We start from the raw sequence: 25,499 nt of genomic DNA on the forward strand, positions 1-25,499 counted from the left end.
GTTCTTATTCGGGCAGATCTTAGTTTTTTAGTTGTTTGTTCATAGCTGCTGCTGCTTTACGTCCATCACCCATGGCAAGGATTACTGTAGCACCACCACGTACGATATCACCACCAGCATAAATTGTAGGGATAGATGACTGCATATTATCATTTACCGTAATTGTTCCTCTGCGGCCTACTTCCAGTCCCTTGATGGAACTAGGTACAATCGGGTTAGGCGATACTCCTACACTGACAATGGCGAGGTCAATATCAATTGTTTCTGTTGCACCGGGAATAGCTATCGGACTACGACGCCCAGAAGCGTCCGGTTCTCCAAGTTCCATTTTTTGCAAGATTACCTGTTTCACGCGTCCTTGTTCGTCGGCCAGATATTCAATTGGATTATGTAAGGTAAGGAATTCTACCCCTTCTTCTTTGGCATGCTTAACTTCTTCCAGACGGGCAGGCATTTCTTCTTCCGAACGGCGGTAGATAATCATGGCACGTTCTGCGCCGAGGCGTTTTGCTGTACGGACAGAATCCATGGCAGTATTGCCACCGCCGATAACAGCAACATTTTTACCAAAAGCAACCGGAGTGTCAGAATCAGGACTGGCAGCGTCCATCAGGTTAACACGAGTCAGATATTCATTGGATGACATAATGTTGATCGAGTTCTCTCCGGGGATATTCATGAAGTTTGGTAATCCTGCACCGGAAGCTACGAAGATACCTTTGAAGCCTTCTTCTTCCAATTGTTCAACACTGATTGTTTTGCCAACGATACAGTCTTTGATAAATGTTACACCCATTTGTGCCAGATTGTCAATTTCAACATCCACAATTTTATTAGGTAGACGGAATTCGGGGATACCATATTTCAATACGCCTCCTATTTCGTGCAATGCTTCGAATACAGTAACGTCGTATCCGTATTTTGCCATATCTCCTGCAAAGGAAAGACCCGCAGGGCCGGAACCGATTACAGCTACTTTGACGCCATTCTTTTCTGCTATTTCAGGGACAGAGATTTGTCCGCTTTCCCGTTCGTAGTCAGCAGCAAAACGTTCAAGGTGACCGATGGCAACTGCTTCTTTGCCCATTTTCAGATGAATACATTTTGATTCACACTGTTTCTCTTGAGGACACACACGACCACATACGGCAGGCAATGCACTGGTTTCTTTCAGTGTTTTGGCTGCTTCCAGGAATTCACCACGTTCAATGTTTTTTATGAAACGGGGAATATCGATTCCAACCGGGCAACCACTCATGCATCCTGGGTTAGCGCAATCCAGACAGCGTTTGGCTTCCATAACAGCCTGTTCTTTGGTCAGCCCCTGGTTCACTTCTTCTTTACGGCTATGCGAACGATATTCGGCATCAAGCTCGTTCATCTTGCAACGTTCAATGTTAGAACGTTCTTTTGCTTTTATACTTTTACGTAGTTCTTCACGCCAGATAGCATTACGGCTGTTTTCGTCTGTTGCTTTGGTGGCTTCACAATGTGTTTCAAGTTTGTGCATTTCTTCCCGTTCTACACTTTTGAAAGCACCCATACGTTTTAGCATTTCGTCGAAGTCTACCTGATGTCCGTCAAATTCCGGTCCATCTACGCATACGAATTTAGTCTTTCCACCGATAGTAATACGGCAGGCACCACACATGCCAGTACCATCTACCATGATAGTATTTAATGATACATCTGTCGGGATTTCATATTTCTTGGTCAGCAGACATACGAATTTCATCATGATGGCAGGGCCAATAGCGAAGCATTTATTTACTTTTTCACGTTTGATTACTTCTTCTACTCCTTCTGTCACGAGACCTTTGCGTCCATAAGAACCGTCATCTGTCATAATGATAACTTCATCAGAACTTTCGCGCATCTCTTTTTCAAGGATAATGAGCTCTTTACTACGTCCTGCAAGGACAGTAATCACACGATTTCCGGCTGCTTTTAGAGCTTGTACGATGGGCAACATCGGGGCAACACCTACACCACCACCGGCGCAAACCACAGTTCCGAAGTTCTCGATGTGTGTAGCTTGTCCCAACGGACCTACAACATCGGTAATGTAATCACCTTCTTTCAGTTCGCAAAGGCGGGTAGAAGAGAGACCTACTTCCTGTACAACCAGCGTGATGGTGCCTTTCTTTACGTCAGCGCCTGCGATGGTTAACGGCATACGTTCTCCTTTTTCGCCTACACGAACAATAACGAAATGTCCTGCTTTACGTGATTTTGCTATCAGAGGAGCTTCTATCTCCAGTTTAAACACTTTCTCAGAAAAATGTTCTTTGCTAATGATTTTGTTCATTATCTAATTAATTTGTTGGAATTACTACGTAACTGCTATCAGAATGATATTTTGGCAAAGATACAGCTTATTTGGGAAATAATAAAAGAAAAGCTGCCTTTTTGGGGCAGCTTCCTTTTTATCTATACTAATTCCTTTTAATTGATCATTTCAAATCCGCAGTATGGAACCAATGCTTTTGGAATTTTGATTCCTTCCGGTGTCTGATTGTTTTCGAGCAATGCGGCAACGATACGAGGCAATGCCAGAGCCGAGCCATTTAAAGTGTGGCAAAGTTCTGTTTTCTTTTCTCCACTGCGATAACGACATTTCAAACGATTTGCCTGGTAAGTATCAAAGTTAGAGACAGAGCTAACCTCTAACCATCGTTTTTGTGCTTCTGAATATACTTCGAAGTCAAAACAAAGAGCGGCTGTGAAACTCATATCACCACCACAAAGGCGGAGAATACGATAAGGAAGTTCTAATTTTTGTAACAGACCTTCTACGTGATTCAGCATTTCCTGATGTGATTGTCTGGAATGTTCCGGTTTGTCGATGCGTACCAGTTCTACTTTAGAAAATTCATGCAAACGATTCAGTCCACGAACATCTTTACCGTAAGAACCGGCTTCGCGACGGAAACATTGTGTATAGGCACAGTTCATAATAGGAAGCTGCTTCTCATCTAAAATAACATCACGGTAAATATTGGTAACCGGCACTTCTGCTGTTGGTATAAGATAAAGATCATCTACTTCACAATGATACATTTGGCCTTCTTTATCAGGAAGCTGTCCTGTTCCATATCCGGAAGCTGCATTTACTACTGTCGGAGGCATGATTTCCATATAGCCAGACTTACGTGCTTCGTCCAGGAAGAAATTGATGAGAGCACGTTGCAGTTGTGCACCTTTACCTTTATAAACAGGGAAACCTGCTCCGGTGATTTTTACACCGAGATCGAAATCAATGAGGTCATATTTTTTTGCCAGTTCCCAATGAGGAAGAGCATCTTTGGGAAGCTCAGTCTCCATACCGCCTATTTTTTCCACTACATTATCTTCGGCTCCTACACCTTCCGGAACTTCATCATAGGGCACATTAGGAATCGTATACAACAGATTCTGAAGTTCTGTTGCAGCATCTGTCATAGCGGTATCTAATGCTTTATTGCCTTCTTTCAGTTCGGCAACACGGATACGGGCAGTCTCTGCTTCTTCTTTTTTCCCTTCTTTCATTAACTGACCGATAGTTCTCGACAATGAGTTAACTTCTGCCAGATTCTTATCTAATTCATTCTGTGTATTACGTCTCTTGTCGTTCACTTCAATCACCTTGGCAATAGTTGCAGCGGCATCTTTAAAGTGCTTCTTTTCCAAACCGCGAATTACCGCGTCGGTATTTTCTGTAATTTGTTTAATAGTAAGCATATCGATACTTTTTTATGAACATTTATCTTTGAGTGCACAAAGATAATGCAAACCGAGAGCAAAATAAAATGAACTCGTTCATTTTTTATGCCAAGGTGCAGCTTATTTTTGCTTTTCTGCAAAGATTAATAAAAATACAGAGATGCTATCCCTTTGAGTGCATAAAAAAGAAGGAGATACAATTACCTGAATTGCATCTCCTTCTTTATTTCTTAATTGTAAACTTTATGCTTCTGTCTTTTCGGCAGGGATGATAGATACATATCTTCTATCTTCTCTGGTTACTTTGAAGCTAACAGTTCCGTCTACTAAAGCGAAAAGAGTGTGGTCCTTACCCATACCGATGTTTTCACCCGGGTGGAATTCAGTACCTCTTTGACGAATGATGATATTACCTGCTTTGCAAGCTTCGCCACCAAATATCTTAACGCCTAATCTTTTGCTGTGTGATTCGCGGCCGTTCTTAGAACTACCGACACCTTTTTTATGTGCCATTTCTTCTTACTTTTAAATTGATTAAGCTACTACTTCTGTGATTGTTAACTCTGTGAACTGTTGGCGATGACCATTCAGTTTTCTGTGACCTTTTCTTCTTTTCTTGTGGAAAACAAGTACTTTATCACCTTTTACCAAATTTGAAACAACCTGGCAAACAACTTTTGCACCTTCTACAGTAGGAACACCTACAGTAATGTTTCCGTCTTTGTCTACCAAAAGAACCTTGTCGAATTCTACTGTTGCACCGTTTTCTGCATTTTGGATGTGGTGTACAAACAGTTTTTTGCCAGCTTCTGCTTTGAACTGCTGACCGTTAATTTCTACAATTGCGTACATCTTATATTAAATGTATAAGTTAGCTCCGTCGGGTGGTCTTTAATCACTTAAGGAACACTTTGTCGAACCCGGTGCGGAATAATCGGGCACAAAAGTACAGAAATAATTCTTATCGGGCAAATTTTTCTTTCTTTAATTTCTATGCAATCTCTATTAGCTCACCGTCTATTACTGTCAATGAGAAAACTTTATGTTAATTACAGTACAAGTATAGCTAATAAGATGATGGTAAACACACAACGCATGTTTCAGGTCATGAAGCTATCTGTCATGTATTCCGGAGGAGAAAAAGTGTTTTCGGCAAATCTGTTAGTTCACGGAGATTACTGATTATTTTCACATGTGGATATTGAGCCAGCTCTTCAGACCGGGTTACTCCACTTGTTATCCCTGTGAAACTGACGCCTGCTGCCTGGGCTGTTTCAGCGTCAACGGTACTGTCTCCTATGTACATTGTTTCTTCCGGTGTGACATTCAGCTTTTTCATGGCAAACAATAATCCTTCGGGGTTAGGTTTGGGATGACTTACGTCTTCGCCTCCGACAATGATATTGAACCATTCTTCAGGGAGCTGCTTTCTCATAAAGTCTTGAATGCGGAAACGATATTTGGTGGAAATAATTCCGAGGCGATTCCCTTCTTCTTTTAGTTTGAGTAGGGTAGGAAGGGTGTCGTCAAAGAGATGAGTATTGATATTCATATATTGGTCTGACTCTTTGGAATACTCTTTTCTAAGCGCAGCCAATTGTTCGGTATCCATAATTCCGGTGAGTATGCTAAATGACTCTTCAAGAGTTTTACCAATCGTACGTTTGATAGCATCATCCGTAACGTTTGTATAGTTATGTCGCTGAAGTACATTTCTGAAGCAAAGAATAATGCCGCAGGATGAATCTGCCAATGTATAATCAAAGTCGAATAAGTAGGTAGTGTAGCTCATTTGTCCCATTTTGGGGTAAAGGTAGAAAGATTAGTTTAAAAGTGTACACTCGGTAAGGTGAAAGTGTACACTTTCTATTGATTATCAGGTTTCTATTTAACTGGATCTACAGTATATCCCTGTTGCTTTAACAGGTTCAATATTCCATTTTCTCCCGGTAAGTGTAAAGCACCGACGGCAATAAATGTCGGAGCTTCTTTCATAATGGCAGGTAATTGTTTCGCCCATTTTTTATTACGGTCATCAATCAGCGTTGCTTTTTCTTGTGGAGTCATTTCACATTGTGGACCTCCTAACGATTCATCTGCAATTTTACTCATTGCGTCTAAATCCTGTGTCATATAGGTGGCAGTTAGTCTTTGGGTTTGATCAATGGTTGGTTCCACATTATTCAACATGCAGAGTAATTGTTCGGCTTGACGTCTCAGGGATGTTTGGTTATATAGCAAATTCATTTGGAATTCGATCGTTTCAAGTCCGTCTGTTTTCTTCCCTTTTTCGGTGGCTTGTGTCTGAAAATAAGTGTCCAGTTGCTCCTGTGGATTATAGCCACCTACGTGCTTCATATAGAGAATTACTACCAGATTATTACTGAGAAAGGCTGGTTTAACTTTAGGCATCATGGCTATGTCAAACATCAGATTCTCTTTTGCAAACTTATTGATTTGTTCGTATTCTTCCTCTGTAAATAGTGATTTGAAAGTAGTATCTGTTTCGGTGGTCATATACTTCTTCATCATTTCGGCTACCTTGGTGGGGCTTTGCATTTCGCTCATTTTCAATTCGCCATATACTTGCTTTGTATTATCAAGTGCTGCTTGCAATCCCTGGATACTATCTTTGATACTGAGTGAGGCAAGGTGATGTGTTCCCATAACATAAGAGGGTTGTGTCAGTCCGTTACCAGATATTTTCCACAATAACTGCGCGTTCGCACTCAGTGCGAAACAACAAATGAGAAGGCTTCCTAATATTTTCTTCATATTTATTATTTTTGATTAGCGAATTCTACCACCGGATATCCAGTGCTTTGTATAATACGGTTCATTTAGACGGCTAATGATAACTCCCTGACTGGTGCTGGCGTGAATAAACTTACCATCTTTGAGATAAATGCCTACGTGTGCTACCTGTTTTCCGGAGCGACTGCTGGTAAAGAACACTAAATCACCTTCACGTAGATTACGTTTGGTTATCTTGTTGCTTTCTTTCTTTTGAGTATCTGTGCTACGCGGTAATTTTGTGTGATACACTTTTTTATATAGCTGGCATGTCAATCCGGAACAATCAGTTCCTCGTTTATTGTCTCCACCGGCACGATAGGGAGTACCTATCCATTCGGAGGCTTCAAGGTAAAGTTTATGATTGTCTTCCAGGTTGATGTCCATTCCAAGACGAACGGAAGCTTTGGCCAGTGCCTTATAGTCAAGTCGTGGAGCAACCGAACGGCAGGAGCTAAGACTTAATATCAATCCTAACACAGCACATGTATATATAAAGTGTTTCTTCATCTGCATTTATTCTTCTGTTCGGGTAGTTGTTTCTTCCGTTTCAGGATTGGCTACTTCTTTCTCTTGAATAAAATCGTCTACATTAACATTGAAGTAATCTTCCAGTTCTTTTTCTGCTGAATTGTTTTCGTTTTGAATATCACGAATGATAACTCCATGCTCAAGTAGTGCAATACGTGGACACACATCCACCGTATGATTCAGATTGTGACTGGAAATGATGACTGTGGCATTATGCTCTTCGTTGTATTTCTTCAGCAAATGTTTAATAACAGATTGTGAACTCGGATCAAGGAAGTTGAATGGTTCGTCCAGTATCAGCAGCTGCGGGTAGTGTAACATTGCTGAAATAATACCGATCTTTTGTTTATTTCCGGCAGAGAAGTTACGAATAAACTTCTTTTGTCCTACTACTTCGCCGTTCATAAAACGTTCAAACTGTGTCAGGCGTTCGTCTACTTCTTCTTTCTTTAGACCGTACATTTTACCAATGAAGTAGAAATACTCTTCTGGGGTAAGATAATCTATCAAAAAGCCATCATCAATAAAAGCCCCCGTGAATTTTTTCCATTCTTCACTTTTACTTACGTCTATATCGTTAATAGTAACATTACCTGCATCTGTTTTGAGCAAATCCAGTATTAACCGGAATAGAGTTGTTTTTCCAGCTCCGTTATTTCCCACCAGACCAAGCATTTCACCTTGGTTGATGATATAATTCTCAATATCTACGGCTTTCTTTTCACCGAAATTCTTTTGCAGTTTATTTATGGTAATCATGCCTTTTAGTGATTAGTTTTTAGTGATAAGTAATAAGTTTCTGGTGTTTAGTGATTAGTGATAAGTGATTAGTACCATGCGGTATGATAGTGCAGTCTGCTAATCATTTATCGCTAAAACGCTAATCACTATTTTTATTCTCTACTGTCTCTGAATCCTTCCATGTTTTTGTAGCGGCGTTTCATGAATCGGTTGTACACATTTTTTAGCCAAATGCGTGAAGTGAGTACAAATCCTAATCCGATGACAAGCAATACCCATGAAGTAGCTGTTTCTCCCAGACCTATTTTCAACAATGCATAGAGTAACAGGGGTATACCGAAAGTGGCAGCGCTAATTAAACTTTGCAGTCCTGTACCCGCATTCTGGCGGCCGGTGATTTTGGCATTCAATGGCATTGTTTTGACATTGTAAACAGCCATCTGGAACAGGCAGAAATAGATGAAACCTATTGTGAATACTGCCCATGAGATAGAAGTCAGTACACTGATTTTACCCATTACCATTGCTGGTATAGTCAGAATAAGTGGGATAAGGATTCCGATACTATACAACATATATTTTGCACGAAGCAGGGTATAGATAGACTCTTTGCGACTCATAAGTCCGTCAATATAATTGCCTTCATAACTCATTATTTGCAGAAGAAAGAGGATACCGAAGATTGCAAAGTTGTAAACGGTAATGAAGTTCTTCATACCAGTTCCGTCATATACCTCCGTAAAGCTGAGTAATAAACTGAAAGCAATTACGACCAGAATTACCATGCGGAGTGAGTTTTTACAAGCCTTATTGCGTAATAACATTTTCAATTCTAAGCGCATATATTCACCTACCTCTCCGTATTTTTCGAAAAACTTATATTCCGAAGCATTTATTTTTGTGTCTTCCACTTTATTGAGTTCAGCGTATATCAATCCTGCCATTAGTTTTCGGTTGATAAACCACATCGCGGCAATGGCTGCCAGAGTGGCGATGAAAACTAACCAGTTACCCTCAATATAGCCTTCACCCCAATTGATAAAGAATTTGGCAACTATACTTTTGTCTTCAGGAATAAGGATTGCAGCCGCAATACCACCATATACTAACAGGGGAAGCATAATCCACCAGATACGTTCACTAATTAGTGTACGACATAGCAGAAACCAATAATTGTTGAAAATCATTAGTAACCAAATACCTGTGCAATAAGTAAAGACTCCCCAAATTCCGAAGAATTTCGGAATTGTAATGATGGCAAACGGCACAAACATAAAGAGCCAGATGAGGTTATAACTGCTCAGCCCTGAACGGATGAGCAGGAAGTCTATTACTCTATTTCGCTGTACCGGCATCAGGAGGTAAGGTTTTACCTCCTGTGTCGGTGTTTTTTGCAGCGGAAAGCGCAATATGAAGTCAAGTGCAAGGATAAATACCAGACCACTGTTTAGTATATGGTAAGGTTCCATGCTATTCGTGTCGAAAGCGAAAGCAAACGTTGTTCCGAAAAACATAAGATATCCTGCCCAGAAAACCGCCATGGCATACATGGCGTATTTCCCAAACCGGTTTTTATCATACATCGGATGGCGTTTGGCAGCCAGCTTACCGTGTTTGCGCAATTCGTTAAAAAGCATCATTTCTTCTCTGGGCTAACCATGGTGACTTCTACTTCATTTTTCTGCTTCAACAGTTCGTCGGCAAACTTCTGAATATCTTTTGTTGTGATACTGTTAACCATGTTCTCATAGTCTTTCATCATATCTACTCCAGTGAAGAGATATTCGTCGATATTTCCCAACCAATAGCTGTTCTCTTTCAAATCTTCTTTATGCTTTTTCAGCATATACTCTTTTACTTTATTGAGGTTAGCTTCCGACGGTCCGTTTTTAGCTAGATTTGCAGCTTCGGCGAAAATGATCTCCATCAATTTGTCTTTCTTTTCGGGCGCTGTCTCGAAAATAATTTGCAAGAAAGCATTTTCTTTGGGATATTTGGCAAGGTTACCACCTACATATACACCGTAAGTACCACCTTCGTCTTCACGAACTGTCTCTGTATATATCAGATCAAGAATCTGACTGGTCATACTCATAAGCAGGTTATTCTTCTGATCATATTTACATTTGCCATTATACAGTACAAGGACAGAAGCTTTGGGAGTTTCCTGTTGTCTGATGAATTCATTTTTGTAAGTTCCCTTACGCATTTCCATTTTGGTATCTTTGAACGTCTCTTTGCGGTTAATAGCAGGAAGAGCTCCTAAATACTCGGCGATCAGTTCTTTATCTTTTTCGATGTCTATATTACCAACAAGGATAAAAGTGAAATCACTTGCATCTTTATAGCGGTCTTTGTACATCTCCATGAGTTTGTCGTAATCAATTTGATCTATCATGTCAGCTTTCATACGGATAGCTCTCGGATGGTGGTTATATACAGTAGCCTGGATAGAATCACCGAATGCAACAGACGGATTTAATTCCTGGTTCTGCAAGGACGCTTTGCTGCGATTCTTGTAAGACGCAAATGCATCGTCGTCTCTGCGTGGAGCAGTGAATGTCAGATAAGTAAGCTGCAACATCGTTTCAAGGTCTTTCGGAGAACAGCTACCATTTACACCTTCTGTTTTGTCACCAATGCTGTAACTTACCGATGCCTTCTTACCTGCCAATACTTTTTCAAGGTCTACAGCACTGAAATTACCTAAACCACCGGCACTGATAGCGTCCAATGATTTGATATTAATAATCTCAGAGTCGGGGAATAATGAACTACCACCCAGACTGACACCTTTCATACGTATTTCGTCAGCTTTAAAGTCTGTCTTTTTTAAGATAACTTTTACACCATTGGATAAAGTAAGTTCAGTAGTACCGAAAAGAGGATTTTCCTTTTCAGAAACAATCTTACCACCCTGAGGTTTTTCAGCCATTAATGGTTCATCGGATACTTTGTCAACATAAGCCGTTAATTTCTCTGTTTTAGCGTCGTTAAGCATTTTGAGAACGGCATCTTTTGTCGGTAATTTGAGTCCTTCTTTTTCGGGACCGAAAATAGCTACTACCTGGTTACTGTCTGTAACCAAAGCTTGCATCATTTGGTTCAATGCTGCTACAGGAATGTTCGGAGCTATCTGGTTGATGATAGCATATTCATTTTCAATACCTGGAATCGGTTCTTTGTCGAGGAAGTTACGAACATATTCGTTCACATATGTTTCGTTTTTACGTTTATCACGTTCGTTGTATGCAGATTCCAATTGGCGCAGGTATTCTGCGCGGGCACGGCCATACTCTGTCTCTGTGAAACCAAATTGGCGTGCACGTTCCATTTCGCGTAACAAATTAGCAATTCCGTCTTCTACCGATCCTTCTTTACAGACAACTACACCAGTGAAAGCGCTTTTGGTTTTGGCAACAAAGAATTCACCTTCAAAAGTTCCGGCATAAATAAAAGGAGGGTTAGCAGTTTGCGTAAGTTCGTTCAAACGGGCGTTCAACATGCTGCTGATGAGATTGGTGGCATAGTTTTGTACCATGTATCCCATGTTGTTCTTCTGATCATCCGGGGTTGCATCGTGTTTGTTGAAGATAAGTGCCTGGATATGGGGCTGTTCTTTATCCTGCTCGATGATTATAATAGGTTCTTTGTTATCATTTACCGGATAGTAAACACGTTCGGCTGCTTCAGGTTGTGCAGGAACATCGGCAAACATTGTTTTGATTTTAGCTTCAATTGCATCTACATCGATATCACCAACTACAACGATACCTTGCAAGTCGGGGCGATACCATTTTTCGTAGTAATCTCTTAAAGTCTGATACTTGAAGTTCATAACTACGTCCATTGTACCAATTGGGAAACAAGTTGCATATTTAGTTCCGGCAAACATTTGTGGAAGCATTTTTTCCTGCATACGCTGCATGGCACTCATACGCGTACGCCACTCTTCATTGATTACGCCACGTTCCTTGTCAATTTCTTTTGGATCCAGGGTTAAATCATTAGACCAGTCATGTAGAATCAATAGACAGGAATCAATGGCGCCCGGAACAGTAACCGGGACATTTGAAATATTATAAACCGTTTCGTCTACAGAAGTGTAAGCATTTAGATTTTCACCAAACTTCACACCGATACGTTCCAGATATTGTTTCAATGCATCACCGGGAAAGTGAGTGGTTCCATTGAAGCACATGTGTTCAAGGAAGTGCGCCAAACCGCGTTGATTTTCTTCTTCCTGGATAGAACCGACTTTCTGAGCGATATAGAAATCGGCACGATTTTCCGGAAGTACATTTTTACGGATGTAATACGTAAGTCCGTTATCGAGTTGGCCGATGCGTACGTTCGGGTCGACAGGGATAGGAGGCAATTGAGCAAATGCCTGCTGAAAGCTGCAGCATATAATTACTGCTGCAACAAATAAACCACGAAATAAATGTTTCATATCTAATGAGTTTTAATAAATGTTTTGTACTATCTGTCGGAGGAGGGAAAGATAAATCACAAAAAGTAGTGAATTAGTGATTAATGATAAGTGATAAGTGATTAGCTGGCTTGCGCTATCACTCTGCAAAGTACTTATCACTAATCATTAATCACTAATTCACTAACTTACTTGTCACTTATCACTTATCACTAATCCACTTATCACTATTTTATCGCTTCTCTGATTCTTACCAGTTTCGTTAGTAAACCTTCAAGTAAGTCCAGTTTCAGCATATTGGCACCGTCACTTTTGGCTATTGCCGGATTCTCATGGGTTTCTATGAAGAGTCCATCTGCACCAACTGCAATTCCGGCTTTAGCGACGGTTTCTATCAATTGGGGCATTCCACCTGTGACTCCACTGGTTTGGTTGGGTTGTTGTAAAGAATGGGTCACATCCAGGATTACGGGGAAACCGAACGTTTGCATTTCCGGAATGCCACGATAGTCAACTACGAGATCCTGATAACCGAAAGTTGTTCCACGTTCAGTCAGCATTACCTCTTTGTTACCGGCTTCTATAACTTTAGCTGCTGCAAATTGCATTGCCATCGGAGAAAGAAACTGCCCTTTCTTTATGTTTACCACTTTTCCTGTTTTAGCAGCCGCAACCAGAATATCTGTTTGTCTACAAAGAAATGCAGGGATTTGGAGTACATCCGCATATTCAGCAGCCATTGCTGCTTCCTCAGCCGAGTGAATATCTGTAACGGTGGGTACTCCGAATGTATCATGTACTTTCTTTAATATCTTCAATGCTTTTTCGTCGCCTATTCCCATAAATGAATCCAGACGTGAACGGTTGGCTTTACGATACGAGCCTTTAAATACATATGGGATTTTTAGAGTTTCAGTGATATTGACTACTTTTTCTGCAATACGCATTGCCATATCTTCACCCTCTATTACACAAGGACCGGCAAGCAGGAAAAAGTTGCCGGAGGGATTGTTCTTTAATTGTTCTATCATAATAAATAATTAGTTAATTTACCAATACGGTCATATGCCAATTGTTATGCGTCCTGTTTCTCCGATAGCGCAGCCAATTGGCACATTGGCATATCGGCACATTGAAGCATTACTAATTGGGTATAATCAGAGTTATCTTTTCCGGCAGGATACCTATTTCCAGTGGAAAGTGCTTGGGTAAGATTCGTCCGTCCAGATCAACGGCGGCATTCTTTGCACGGAGTACTTTTACCTTCTTTGTTCGGTAACTTTTTACTACTTTATGATTTAGTATTCGTCCCTGAATCAGCATCCATAGCCCGGACATGGTCTGCAAGAGCTCCGGACGGTAGATAACCGAAACATCCAGCCATCCATTGTAAGGCACAGCGCTTGGAGTTTGCCCGTAACCATAGGCACTACCCACACATACGGTCATAATACGCCCCCGGATGTGTTCGTCATTGATGCGGAGATGCATTCTGTACAGGTTTCGTTCAAAAAATAACAGGAAGAAGGCCGCCAGGTATGAGAGAAATTTGACTCCTCCCCAAAAACGTTTGGTTCCGTCGGTCACTTTCACGATACGTGCACCAAAGCCGATGTTTATGGCATTGAGAAAGTAACGGCGTTGGTGTTGTTCGCCATCGTAGAAATTACAATATCCTACATCAATTTTTCTCCGGCGGTTATTGATAATCCAGTCTACTGCCTGTTTGTAGTCCATGCCGATATCCCAGTATCGGGCAAAGTCATTTCCTATACCATTGGGTATGATGCCGATAGCGATACTTTCTTTATGAGTAGCGTTGGAAAGCATTATACCATTGATTGCGTCGTTCAGAGCACCATCACCGCCTACTACTACAATGGTAGTATAGCCATTATTTGCCAGAATTCCGGCAAGTCGTTCTACTGAACCGAAACCTTCGGACTGTACATAGTCGTATGACACACCTTTCTGGTCCATGTACTCTTTGATTTCTTTCCATCGTTTTTGCACCTTCCGTGTTCCGGCTTTGGGATTGTATATTACGCCCCATTTTCCTGGTTCTACGCTCATCTCTCTGATCTATTATTTAAAAATCATCTCTTCTGATTAAAAAACTTCCTGCTTAGAGGTCTTTTAATGGAATAGTTCTCGTACTTTATCCTTTTCTTTGACTTGATTTATATACTTTCTTGCAAAGATAGTATGTGGTTAAAGTATCTGTTTTTTTCTGTTGCCAAAGATACTAAATACCTTTGAGCTTTTGCTTTACAAAAGCTATCTTTTCTTCTGTAGGCAACGTTGCATCCACCCAGTGAATGGTGAATCCTCTTCTTTCCATTCCCCTAAACCAAGTCATTTGCCGTTTGGCAAATTGATGGATGGCGGTTTCCAGTTGGGCGAACATTTCTTCGTAAGTAAGTTTCCCAATGGCGTATAGTGTCAGAAATTTGTATTCCAGTCCATAATAAATCAAATCTTCTGCTTTGATCCCTTGTGCAAGTAACTGTTTTACTTCATCTACCATACCTTCGTCCAAACGTTGTCTCAATCGCCGGCTGATTTTTTCCCGACGTAAATCCCGGTCAATATCTACTCCGATGATCAGACTATTGAGTTGTGGAAATTCTCGTTCTGCTATTGGATGCTTGGCATAATACTCTTCTATTTCTATGGCCCGTATCGCACGTTTCACTGTATCTACATCAGTCGAATTGTGCAATGTCTTGTATTGTTGAAGAATCCCGGTCAGTGTTTCCAACGATTTATCTGCCAATCGTGTTCTCAATTCCGGGTTCTCGGGTACCGGCATTAACCGGTATCCTTTCAATACGGACTCCAGGTACATGCCCGTCCCTCCACATAAAACGGGCAGGCATCCTTTTTGTTTAATAGTCTCATAAGCTTTCAGGAAATCACGCTGATACTCAAAAACATTGTATTTATAACCAGGTTCCACTATATCAATCAAGTGATAAGGTATTTCTCTACCATTAATAGTATAGTCGGCAATATCTTTACCTGTACCCAGGTCCATGCCCCGGTATATTTGCCGTGAGTCTGCACTAATGATTTCGGTATTTAGTTCTGCAGCCAGTGCGGTAGCAAATGGAGTCTTTCCCGAAGCGGTAGGACCAAGAATGGTAATTAATTCATAGTCTGGCATAGTTGTATTTTTTATAAAATAGACATGTACAAAGATAAGAAAAAGTAGTAACTAATCAATTGGAAGGCTGATTAATCGTTTTCGTAAAACGACAGATTTTGCCGTTCTTACTAACTCCTTCGATAACAATATCCTGAGGGGCTGTACTGTCTGGCATATAATATTCAATGGTCGCTGTTCCATCAGCATTCCATTGTAGTTCCGGATTCCAGTAGATTGTGGTACGTAGATCGGTTGTAGTGTTCTCTTTCTTCTGTGGGGTATCATAAGTGGGATGATAAAACTCTACGGACTGGCTATAACCCAATGGAGTGTATGTGATGATACCACGTGCGGGAGGAGGCGGAATCTTTCCAGGATCCTTCATCGTAATGACAATAGCCCCTCCCGCTCCTTGAGAACCGAAATAGCTTGCTCCTGCGTCTCTGATAAGATTCAGCTCCTCTATATCATCAATTTGTATCGCTTCAAGTCTATTATAATCCGATTCAATCAAATCGTCAATAACAAAAAGGGCTGCTTGTGAGTTGTTGCGCAGGTATATTTGACCGTTATTTTGGCTTACTCCCGGTAGTTCAGTTATGGCGGTTAGTAAAGGTAGCCCTCCTTTTTGTGCCAATCGTTCATCTTTGAGTGTGTAATCAGAAATGCCTGAATACAAATTTTGTTGAGTTGATAGATTGCGGTTGGCCGTCACAACAACTTCTTTAAGGTTATATACTCGCATGCCTCCTTCCATATAGTATTTCTCACGGGTATTTATCAGATAGTCATCCATAGATAGATTAGAAGTTTGAGGATAAGGGTGCAGGTTATAAGTTTTAGGCAGTGGTGGGTTATCTACTAATATATCCACTCCGGCGAATCCTCTTTTGGTACGTGCCTGTATGATGAAGGTGGTGCTGTCTCTAAAAGAAGTGTTAACAATGAACTCTCCTTTTTCATTGGTTAGTGTTGTCTTTATAATTTTATTTTGAGGTGCAAGTACATAGATCGGTCCTTTCTTGATATTTTTTCCGAAAAGTCCTTTTATTCGTCCACTGATGGTTTGGCCTGCTTCTATATAATTGTCTATGTGTATAATTGGTTTACGAAATACATTTTCTATCTGATGCCTGCGCCAGCCATGTGTTAACATTATGAGATCCAGATATCGTTGAGTCTTTGCATCTTGTTTCAGGAAATAGTAGCCGGGGTTTTCAATATGCCCTTTCAGGTCGGAAGTCAACAATAAGTTTGATAATATATTGTCAGCCAGTGAGTCTGTTTGTATGTCTTTGTGATTGGTAATGCTGATAGAGAAATTCCCGTTTAGTGGGGCGCCTGCGAAATCTGTAGCCTTTACCAGTAAGGATACTTTCTCTCTTTTGTTATAGACTTCTTTGTTCGTTTTTATTTTCCAGTCGGGTGTCTGCCTGTCTGTAATGAATATTAGGCGTTCACTGATGGCTCTACCCGAGCCATCTACAACCAGACAATGGGTGACTCCTTCTGTTAGCAGACCGTTCTTTATCATACCATAGGGCTTTTCCGTATTAATGGATTGAAATATTACCGGTTTTCCTCGGGTATGTGCCAATAAATATAATTCCTTGGGCCATGCAGCCTGTTCTGACTTTTGAACTTCAAACAGTATGTTTTGCTTATGGTGAACTATCGCGAGGGTGATAGCGTCTGTTTTGACAGCAGGAAGATCAAAACGTTTTGTGATACTGTCAGAAGAGGTAATAAGGGCATGATAAGATTCTCCGGCTATCGGACTCATAGAAAATACGCCCATACCATTGTGTTCTGAGCGTATGATTTCAAGAGTATCTCCCTGGCTATTCATCAGATATCCATTAATTTCTCTGGATAGTCCGTCGGTACCCTGGGCTTTGAAAGCAATATTTTGTCGAAGAACAGTTGATAGCGCACCTCCTTCCGGGAAAAAAGTAACATCAAAGTCTTTTGAGAAAACCGGTAGATGAAAGGTTTTCTCAAAAACATACTGAGGATCATCAAATGTAACTTCAATTCTTCTTTGTCCTTCTTCTTTTATTCCGTTGAGTGGGATATAAATTTGTCCATATTCATTCGTCTTTTTCTTTCCCCGTTTTTCTGCTTTTCCATCTTCAAAGTATTGAAACCTTACCTGTATATTATTATAAGGTTTGTTATTGTTATCTGCAAATCGGATTTTGGCCAGATAATTGTTTTTAGTGTCCGGTTGATATTCAATTGTAGAGAGGATAGTGACATCAATAGAGTTACCTATTTGGAGATTACGGGAATAAAAAAATACCGGATCTTCATTCTGCATCCAGTTAGTGTATCCTCTGATGTAATAATCTCCAGCAGGAAGCGTACTTGGTAAGGTGAAGGCATTTTGAAATCCCAGAGAATCCCGTCTGATTTTCTTTCGTAATATGATGGAGTCAGTGCGATTAATTAATTCTGTGATGATAAAGTTACTTTTAGGATTCTCCAGGTGGCTGGTTGCATTTACTAAATAACCTTTGTACCAAATGTTATCTCCGGCTCCATAGTATGGCTTATCTAAATGCAGATATAATTTTTCCTGATGGGTGCCTTGTAACTGATGAAAGTAAGAAACAACACTATCCAGCTTATTTTGTGCTGAAAGCATCTGGAGAGGAGTAAATAATACCTCCCATAAAAAGATTGTAACAGTATATTTGTGTACTATAGGAAGTATTAGACTTTTCATGATAGTTTCTTGTTTTACTTTGTGTGATCTTTAATGGTGTCCTCGCCAGATGGAGTCTACTTTTTTGCGGATAGTAAACAGGTTAAAAGCAGAGACAATAACAAATAAAAGTATCCCGATGGTAATAGCCGGCCAGAGTGAACCAATTTCCAGTTGTGGGAAGAGTAAGCTAAGTGCAGCTATATAAGAATGACGTAACCAAGCTACAAGGCTGATCGATACAGCAAGTACTACTGTATTCAATCCTAAAGTAAGTACTTGATAAGGACGTGCAACCCGTGCAGGACTGTATCCTATCAGTAACAGATTTTCCAGTTTGGTAGTATTCTTTTGCAACAGAAGAAAGATGCTTAACATCAATATATAGAAAGAAAGTACACTGATAAAGAGCCCCACACCCAATACAATGCCAACAATGAGGCGGAGAAAATAGGTTGTTTTCCCTGCATCAAGTTTGCCATCTTCAGTTTCGTATCCTTTTTGCTGGAAATATTTGGCAATGGAGGCATCCGCAGGATTTCCTACTTCGATGATGAGGCGTGACGGCTGTGCTTCTGCTTCCGGAGCGAAATTTTTATTCGCCCATACCATAAAAGATTCCGGTACCAATATCGTATTCAGTCGGTTGGAGAAACCTACAATGTTTCCTTTGTACTGTTCTACACGTCCGTTTCCACGCATCATGATGTCCATTTGTACAAGGCTCATTACGCCCTCGGAGAGCTTGGGCAGACTACGGCTTTGAGCAAATCCGAAGTTGTACAGATTCAGATAATTACGTGGAATGATAATGGGGATGGTATGTGTCTCTTCGTCAAAATGCCATTTGTCGAGTTTTACATCTACGTATTCATCGGGCACTGCTTCAAAGAACATATCTGTAGAAAGCCGGATACCGGCTTCTTGCATCCCCAAACCAGCTGACACTTTAAATTGTGAAGGAGTAAATGCACCTACACTTTTAGTAAAAGGCTGTTTCTTCAGATTCTCTATCTCTTGTGGAGAGAAAGTATTGCTTTTTCCGGCAAAAGCCCCAAGGGTACTTATCTTTTTGGTAGCAATGATATAGTCTTTCTTCATGAAACTATCTCCCTCTGTAAACATAGGGATAATATCTTTATAAAACTGTACGCTGAGCAATACAATAACCATACCAAACAGATTGGCAAGAAAGAAACCGGCAAGCTGGCCGATACTGATATGTTGACGAAGAAGTTTCCAGATAAGTTTCATAATCGTATGATCTGTTACAAGCGTAATACTTGGTTATAAGGCAATTCAATCTGTTTTCCGATGGAAGTAACAATAACTCCCGCACCTTGTTTTCCGGCTTCTTCCGTTAGTAGGCTACTCATAATTTGTCCATTATAATCGTCCAGATGGCTGATAGGTTCGTCCAAAAAGATGAAGTCAAAAGGCTGGCATAGTGCACGGATAAAAGCAACACGTTGCTGTTGGCCAAAAGATAATTTTCCTGCCTTTATATTAGCTTTGTCGGCAATACCCATTGCATCAAAAAGAGCAAGAATCTCTTTTTTCTTTTTGTATCCGGTCAGATTATTTTTTAATTGAATATTCTCGAATGCTGTGAGTTCGGAGAAGATGCGTAAATCTTGAAAAAGCATACTCAGTGAATGCTTGCGTAGGTTGACCCACTGCTCTACTGTGTATGCCTTGATATTAGTCTCGTCGAAATTTATAATACCTTGATAATCGCTTCGATAGCCATATATATAACTACATAATGATGATTTTCCGGTACCGGAGGCTGCTTCAATCAGGTACATTTCTCCTTTACGGAATATAATGTTCTTATGCCAGATATCCGATGTGATAGAATTACGGTCAGCAAACACTTGGGGAAGTGTTTGCTGCAGATGAATTGTTTCCATGTTCAGAAAATTACATGCCGGCAAACTTCTTGGCGAAGTTTACAATCTGTTTCAGCGAGTTGGTGTCTTTGTCTTTCAAAACGAGGTCTATTTCACTGACACCGTCGCTTACGTTGCTTATTTCCAGATAACTAATTTGTGATGCCAGGTTATAGTACATTTGGTATTCTTCACCTCCGAAGCCTACCATCATTTTTACAATCGGGAGTTCGAGGATAGCATCCATGTTAACAACAAAGAAGAAGTTCTTTCCTTTCATATCCGAAGCATAGGCAACGTCTTTTATAGATTTATCAGTTGCTTTGTCAATGTTTTTATAAAGTAATTCATCATTTGTAGCATACATTTGCTTGTCTTTAAGCCCAAAGAAGATATTCATAGCTCTTGACTTGTACACATATTCATTTTCACCCAATTGAACGATATCTTCGCCTTTTTTCAGATTCAGTGCTTTTTTATTATCATAAAGAGCTTTTAGTGCATTTCCGTTTTTTACATCTGCATAAGCTACGAAAGCAGGATCTTTGCCCATAGTTACATTGATCAGTCCGGCAGATATATCACCGTTGAATGAAGCGAACAGGGCTTTCACTTCTTCTGCTTTGGAAATAGATACTGTGTTACGGAATTCTTCATTTTCCTGTAACAGGTTGTACAACTCTTCTCCATTGGCTCCTACACTCATAAATGCGATGGTTGATGCAGGGAAATATTTAAGGAAAGTATTATTCAGTTTGATCGTTGCCTTCTCCTGTTTTTTCAACATGGCTTTTGCCTCTTCATTCTCTGTATAGTATTCAAAAAGTAGAGCAATCTTTCCTTTCTCAAAGCTAAGACTACCCAGAGCCATTATATCTTTGGGATCTATTTTTATACCGGTTAAACCCAGATTCAGTTGGCGTGCGTATTCTTTAGGAAGTGCTGCTAAAGATGCAAAGAAATTAATATCACCTTTCTGTTTTTGCATTTTTTGAAAACCAGCATTGTTAGCGATACTTTTTTCAGTGGTTTGTTTCATTAGCTCGCTGATCATCTTCTGAGCATTTTCCATTTGTGATGTACTGCCCGTCTGTACCAGCATAGCTGTTGTTTCATTAAAAGCAAAGATGTCACGTTGTCCCATTCGTGTATAACTATAACCATCTGTTGCTTCTATGGGTTGGCAGATTTGCTCTTTCACCATTATGTCCAGTGAAGTATGCAGTTTATCCTGGTCTGACACTTTAGCTACCAGAGCTGTATATGGAAAACTGGTTGCAGTGAATGCATAAACAGGTGCATCCACATCTATTCCTGATTCTTTAGGGTTATTCAAGACTTTTTCTAACTGTTGGAAAGTTGCCGCAGTAGTTCCACTTTTCAGTGCCTCTATCATCTTTTGTTTGGCTGCTTCATTCTCTTTGTCTTTCAGTCCGGATTTATCAGCCAGTGATTTCAAATGGATAGATGCTACGGCCGAAGCGTCAGCAGGTATAACATTTGTGTATTCCGATTTCTTTGAACAAGCTGCCATGAATACCATCAGTACTACCAGCACTGAAAGTCGGGAAATCATTCTTTTTGCCATAACTATTTGTTTTTTAATTGATGTATTTTTTAGTGATAAGTGAGTAGTGAATAGTGAGTAGTGATAAGTGATTAGTACCATTCGGTATGATAGCGCAGCCCGCTAATCACTAATCACTGCTCACTACTCACTATTCACTACCATTGTTGCTACCAGTGCTGCCGTTTCCGTTCGTAGCCGGGATTTACCTAAGCTTATGGGCTGAAAGCCTTTCTCTATTGCTTTGGTTACTTCCTCTTCGCTGAAATCTCCTTCCGGTCCGATAAGTACCAATGCATCTTCTCCTGGTTTCAGAATATTTTTAAGCAGTGGCTTTTCACCTTTATAACAGTGCGCGATGAATTTTTGACCGGTAAACTCCTGGGTGATGAATTTATCAAAATCTGTCATTTCATTGAGCTTCGGCAAGCGTGCTTTGAGTGATTGCTTGATGGCAGATACTACTATCTTTTCAATGCGTTCCATCTTAATGACTTTTCGTTCCGAAAAGCGGCAATTAAGAAAGGTCAATTCATCAAACCCTATTTCGGTCGCTTTTTCGGCAAACCATTCATTACGATCCATATTTTTTGTTGGGGCCATGGCTATGTGCAAATGTCCTGACCATAAAGGTTCTTGTGGGATTGTTTCGAGTATCTTTACCAAACAACGTTTGTTGGTTGCGGCAGTTATTTCCGCACGGTAAAAATTTCCATTACCATCCGTCAGGGTGATTTCATCTCCAATGTTGAGTCGTAAAACACGGACACAATGTTGTGCTTCTTCTTCCGGAAGTTCAAGGTTCTTCTGTATATCGGGAGTATAGAATACGTGCATATTTAAATTTATTTTCTTCTGTTTATTTCATCGCGTAACCGGGCTGCCAGTTCATAGTTCTCTTCTTTGATAGCTTGCTCCAATGCTTGTTCAAGTGAATTCACATTGTCGGAATCATTTGTCTCCTCTTCCTGTTGCTCTGTATCCGGCTGATCAGAATCATCCAGGCGGATATATTCTCTTTCAAGAATAGACTCATAAATAAAAATAGGGCAATCTGCACGTACGGCTAGAGCGATAGCGTCTGAAGTTCGTGAATCGATACGAATAATTTCTTCATCTTTCTGCAGGTAGATATATGAGTAAAAAACACCTTCTTTTGCCTTATAGATAAGCACCCTGAGCATTTTGGTGCCCAAAACGTTCAGGCATGTATAGAATAAATCGTGCGTCAGGGGACGCGGCGCTTTTACTCCTTTCAGGCAGATGGCAGTGGCTTGCGCTTCGGCCGGACCTATAATGATAGGTAGTTGCCGTTCGCCTCCCACTTCCCCCAATACCAAAGCGTAGGCACCTACCTGCGCCTGACTATTGGAGATATTTAATACTTGTAATTCTATCTTTTTATCCATTGTTACTTTTTACTTAATTCCTCTGGCTGGTGTTTGTATTTGAATACCAGAGCAAACAATATTCCGATAACTAATGCATAACCTGCGAAGATGAACCAGATGTCGGGCCATTCACGGCTTACCAACATACCGTCGGCATATACCGAGAAGGCATCCACCACAGCACCACTGGCATATCCTCCGATGATTGCTCCCAATCCGTTGGTCATCATAAAGAATAATCCCTGTGCGCTGGCTCTGATAGCAGGCTTAGCTTCTAATTCAACAAACAAAGAGCCCGAAATGTTGAAGAAATCGAATGCCATTCCGTAGACAATCATCGAAAGTATCAGCATCCATAGCCCTGAACCCGGATCGCCCAGACCGAAAAGTCCGAAACGGAATACCCAGGCAAACATACTGATAAGCATTACGCGCTTGATGCCGAAATGTCTGAGGAAAAATGGTATGGCAAGAATAAACAGGGTTTCACTCATTTGTGAGATAGAAAGTAGGATGACAGAGTGTTTTACACCGAACGAATCAGCGAATTCCGGTATCGAAGCAAAACTACCTAAGAAGAGGTCTCCATAACTGTTGGTAATTTGTAATGCAGCTCCTAATAACATAGAGAAGAGGAAAAAGATAACCATCTTCTTGCGTTTGAATAATACCAGAGCATCGAGTCCGAAAGCAGAAAGCAGGCTTTTGTTTTCACTTTTGGCAGGCGGACAAGCGGGCAGAGTAAATGAATATAAACCTAAAATAAGTGCTGCTGCACCACCCACATAGAGTTGTGCACAAGAGGATTTGAATCCGGTGAGATCTACTGCCCACATGGCACAGATAAAACCGATGGTTCCCCATACACGGATAGGCGGGAAGTCTTTGACAATGTCACATTTATATTGTTCGAGAGAGTTGTAAGATACCGTATTAGCTAATGAGAGCGTAGGCATATATACCAACAGATTGAGCAACATAGCCCAATACATATGGTTATAATCAGTGGCTGTGGAGGCATAGAAAAGGCTGGCAGCTCCCAGAATATGTAGTATCCCATATAATCGTTCAGCATTTACCCATTTGTCGGCTATAATACCAGTCAGCCCTGGCATAATGAGAGAGGCTATACCCATTGTGGCAAAGATTGCACCTATTTGCCCTCCTTCAAAATGTAAGACACCACCCATGTAGCCGCCCAATGAAATTAACCACGATCCCCACACGAAGAACTGCAGGAAGTTCATAATAATTAGTCGATACTTGATACTCATATTATTTTTATTTAGTTACGAGTTACAAGCTACAAGTTATTACGAATTGTAACTTGTTGCTATTTTATAATAGCTGCAAATATAATGTTTTTCGCCGATTGTGTACCAAAAGAGTGGAGAAAAGAGCCCCTTGTATAGGGAAATTTGAGAAGAAAAAGAAGTCTGATTATAATTAGATATGCAATTTGATTTTTTTAGTTGTTTGATTCTCTGTGTTTAATTGTTATAGTTTCATACTCTAAAGATATGCTTTTCTAAAATATTTAGAAATTACTAATTAATTCCCCGATAAGCTTCTGTTGTTCTTTTGTAAATGGTAGCAACTTGCGGAACTTTCTTGATCTTTGAGCATTTTTATATGCAGTCATTGTTGATATATTAAATTCTAATTTCTTATTATGGCTTTTATCATATAATACAAAGTAGTAATAAATAGCGAAGTATTTGTCGGATTGAATATTATATGTTACTTTATCATGTTTTGTCCATGCAAATAAAGAACTTAACCGCTTGTCTGCCAAATCAAATTTATAGGTGTTTTGAATTCCTTTGCCTTTTTCTCCTTGATATACTTCAAAAAAAGAATCTCCTTCTTTGATAATGAGAAAAAGAGACTGGCCGATAAAATAACCGCCATAAGCATAACCGGTTAAAGTCTTTTCCAAATTATTATCGGTGATAATTTCTTTAATAATTCTCCTACTAGCCTTATATTCATCATAAATATTAATAGTCTGGGCATTAGCTAACCCAAACGACCAGATTGAAACTACTAAATATATCAATAAAGTGTTTAAAAGTAACTTCATATGGTGATTTTATTTAAACCCCGTTATGCTTGCCTCAATGCAAATAGACTCTTACTCTGATTATTTATTTGAATATTCTACATCCTCAAAATGAGTAGGAATATTTATTAATTTGCTAAAATCAACCTTCCACATATCCAATTCGTAAAGTTTGTCATCTTCATCTAAATATAATGAAGCTACGACCAATACTCCATCGGTATCCCTAAATTGGCATTCACTAACTTGCGAACCAAAATGTCGTACTTTATTGAGTGTATCACAAGGAAATAAAGCCAAACTTCCCATTCCTCCGTCTTCTAAAGAGGCCACTAATAAACCATTCTTCCAATCGGGAGAAATAACTTTAATTGATCGATGTACTAGTTCTTCTAAAAGAATTTCTTCTTCTATATTTAATTTTCTGATATTATTTAACTTCATGTATTGTGTTTATAATAGTTACTATGTTTGTAAACACTGAAAACCAACGCTCGTCGGGACGGGTGGTCCCGCCCCTTGCCGCTGGGCGT

General features: G+C 40.1%; 22 protein-coding genes. All 22 read right to left on the minus strand.

The features are described 5' to 3' along the window. Window positions 1-19: 19 nt before the first annotated feature. On the minus strand, window positions 20-2,308 hold the full coding sequence (locus HCG69_RS14380; protein WP_221650606.1) for a bifunctional dihydroorotate dehydrogenase B NAD binding subunit/NADPH-dependent glutamate synthase: 2,289 nt from the start codon (window positions 2,306-2,308) through the stop codon (window positions 20-22). A gap of 137 nt (window positions 2,309-2,445) precedes the next feature. Next, complete coding sequence (gene serS / locus HCG69_RS14385) at window positions 2,446-3,720, minus strand: serine--tRNA ligase (protein WP_221650607.1); 1,275 nt, start codon at window positions 3,718-3,720, stop codon at window positions 2,446-2,448. A 225-nt stretch (window positions 3,721-3,945) separates the two neighbouring features. Beyond that, window positions 3,946-4,215 carry a 50S ribosomal protein L27 gene (rpmA, locus tag HCG69_RS14390; RefSeq protein WP_002559523.1) on the minus strand — a complete coding sequence of 90 codons (270 nt, stop codon included), beginning with the start codon at window positions 4,213-4,215 and terminating at the stop codon, window positions 3,946-3,948. Window positions 4,216-4,236: 21 nt separating this feature from the next. Beyond that, complete coding sequence (gene rplU, locus HCG69_RS14395) at window positions 4,237-4,554, minus strand: 50S ribosomal protein L21 (protein WP_002559524.1); 318 nt, start codon at window positions 4,552-4,554, stop codon at window positions 4,237-4,239. Between the two features lie 268 nt (window positions 4,555-4,822). Continuing rightward, window positions 4,823-5,494, minus strand: a complete 672-nt coding sequence (locus HCG69_RS14400) for an HAD-IA family hydrolase (RefSeq protein ID WP_007484319.1) — start codon at window positions 5,492-5,494, stop codon at window positions 4,823-4,825. A 92-nt stretch (window positions 5,495-5,586) separates the two neighbouring features. After that, window positions 5,587-6,477, minus strand: a complete 891-nt coding sequence (locus tag HCG69_RS14405; protein ID WP_221650608.1) for a TraB/GumN family protein — start codon at window positions 6,475-6,477, stop codon at window positions 5,587-5,589. Window positions 6,478-6,492: 15 nt separating this feature from the next. Next, window positions 6,493-7,005, minus strand: coding sequence for a C40 family peptidase (locus tag HCG69_RS14410; protein ID WP_221650609.1), 513 nt, complete (start codon window positions 7,003-7,005; stop codon window positions 6,493-6,495). Window positions 7,006-7,011: 6 nt separating this feature from the next. Then, complete coding sequence (locus HCG69_RS14415) at window positions 7,012-7,785, minus strand: ABC transporter ATP-binding protein (protein WP_002559529.1); 774 nt, start codon at window positions 7,783-7,785, stop codon at window positions 7,012-7,014. A 134-nt stretch (window positions 7,786-7,919) separates the two neighbouring features. Next, entirely contained in the window at window positions 7,920-9,407 is a 1,488-nt protein-coding gene (locus tag HCG69_RS14420; protein ID WP_002559530.1) for a DUF5687 family protein, read from the minus strand. Then, on the minus strand, window positions 9,404-12,220 hold the full coding sequence (locus HCG69_RS14425; protein ID WP_221650610.1) for a pitrilysin family protein: 2,817 nt from the start codon (window positions 12,218-12,220) through the stop codon (window positions 9,404-9,406). The genes HCG69_RS14420 and HCG69_RS14425 overlap by 4 nt, the downstream gene beginning before the upstream one ends. Window positions 12,221-12,426: 206 nt before the next feature. Further along, the gene (gene kdsA / locus HCG69_RS14430; RefSeq protein WP_002559532.1) at window positions 12,427-13,230 is read right to left on the minus strand and encodes a 3-deoxy-8-phosphooctulonate synthase; all 804 of its coding nucleotides are present in this window, start codon (window positions 13,228-13,230) and stop codon (window positions 12,427-12,429) included. A 112-nt stretch (window positions 13,231-13,342) separates the two neighbouring features. Next, window positions 13,343-14,272, minus strand: a complete 930-nt coding sequence (locus HCG69_RS14435) for a diacylglycerol kinase family protein (RefSeq protein WP_007484323.1) — start codon at window positions 14,270-14,272, stop codon at window positions 13,343-13,345. Window positions 14,273-14,444: 172 nt separating this feature from the next. Further along, window positions 14,445-15,365: a tRNA (adenosine(37)-N6)-dimethylallyltransferase MiaA gene (gene miaA, locus HCG69_RS14440; protein WP_221650611.1), complete on the minus strand. Its 921-nt coding sequence runs from the start codon at window positions 15,363-15,365 to the stop codon at window positions 14,445-14,447. 55 nt (window positions 15,366-15,420) lie between these two features. Further along, a complete protein-coding gene (locus tag HCG69_RS14445) occupies window positions 15,421-18,075 on the minus strand; it encodes a TonB-dependent receptor plug domain-containing protein (protein WP_221650612.1) in 2,655 nt (884 codons plus the stop codon). 30 nt (window positions 18,076-18,105) lie between these two features. Then, on the minus strand, window positions 18,106-19,311 hold the full coding sequence (locus HCG69_RS14450; protein WP_195348496.1) for an ABC transporter permease: 1,206 nt from the start codon (window positions 19,309-19,311) through the stop codon (window positions 18,106-18,108). Window positions 19,312-19,322: 11 nt separating this feature from the next. Further along, window positions 19,323-19,967: an ATP-binding cassette domain-containing protein gene (locus HCG69_RS14455; protein ID WP_221650613.1), complete on the minus strand. Its 645-nt coding sequence runs from the start codon at window positions 19,965-19,967 to the stop codon at window positions 19,323-19,325. Between the two features lie 10 nt (window positions 19,968-19,977). After that, on the minus strand, window positions 19,978-21,534 hold the full coding sequence (locus HCG69_RS14460) for a DUF4836 family protein (RefSeq protein WP_221650614.1): 1,557 nt from the start codon (window positions 21,532-21,534) through the stop codon (window positions 19,978-19,980). A 123-nt stretch (window positions 21,535-21,657) separates the two neighbouring features. Beyond that, the gene (locus HCG69_RS14465) at window positions 21,658-22,350 is read right to left on the minus strand and encodes a 16S rRNA (uracil(1498)-N(3))-methyltransferase (RefSeq protein WP_221650615.1); all 693 of its coding nucleotides are present in this window, start codon (window positions 22,348-22,350) and stop codon (window positions 21,658-21,660) included. 8 nt (window positions 22,351-22,358) lie between these two features. Beyond that, window positions 22,359-22,922 carry a bifunctional nuclease family protein gene (locus tag HCG69_RS14470; RefSeq protein ID WP_002559540.1) on the minus strand — a complete coding sequence of 188 codons (564 nt, stop codon included), beginning with the start codon at window positions 22,920-22,922 and terminating at the stop codon, window positions 22,359-22,361. A gap of 2 nt (window positions 22,923-22,924) precedes the next feature. Continuing rightward, window positions 22,925-24,178, minus strand: coding sequence for a nucleoside permease (locus HCG69_RS14475; protein ID WP_002559541.1), 1,254 nt, complete (start codon window positions 24,176-24,178; stop codon window positions 22,925-22,927). 263 nt (window positions 24,179-24,441) lie between these two features. Next, complete coding sequence (locus HCG69_RS14480) at window positions 24,442-24,987, minus strand: hypothetical protein (protein WP_122200931.1); 546 nt, start codon at window positions 24,985-24,987, stop codon at window positions 24,442-24,444. Window positions 24,988-25,047: 60 nt separating this feature from the next. Further along, window positions 25,048-25,410 carry a hypothetical protein gene (locus HCG69_RS14485; RefSeq protein ID WP_196039058.1) on the minus strand — a complete coding sequence of 121 codons (363 nt, stop codon included), beginning with the start codon at window positions 25,408-25,410 and terminating at the stop codon, window positions 25,048-25,050. Between the last annotated feature and the right edge of the window lie 89 nt (window positions 25,411-25,499).

The sequence above is a fragment of the Bacteroides sp. K03 genome, from assembly GCF_019734355.1.
GTDB lineage: Bacteria > Bacteroidota > Bacteroidia > Bacteroidales > Bacteroidaceae > Bacteroides > Bacteroides nordii.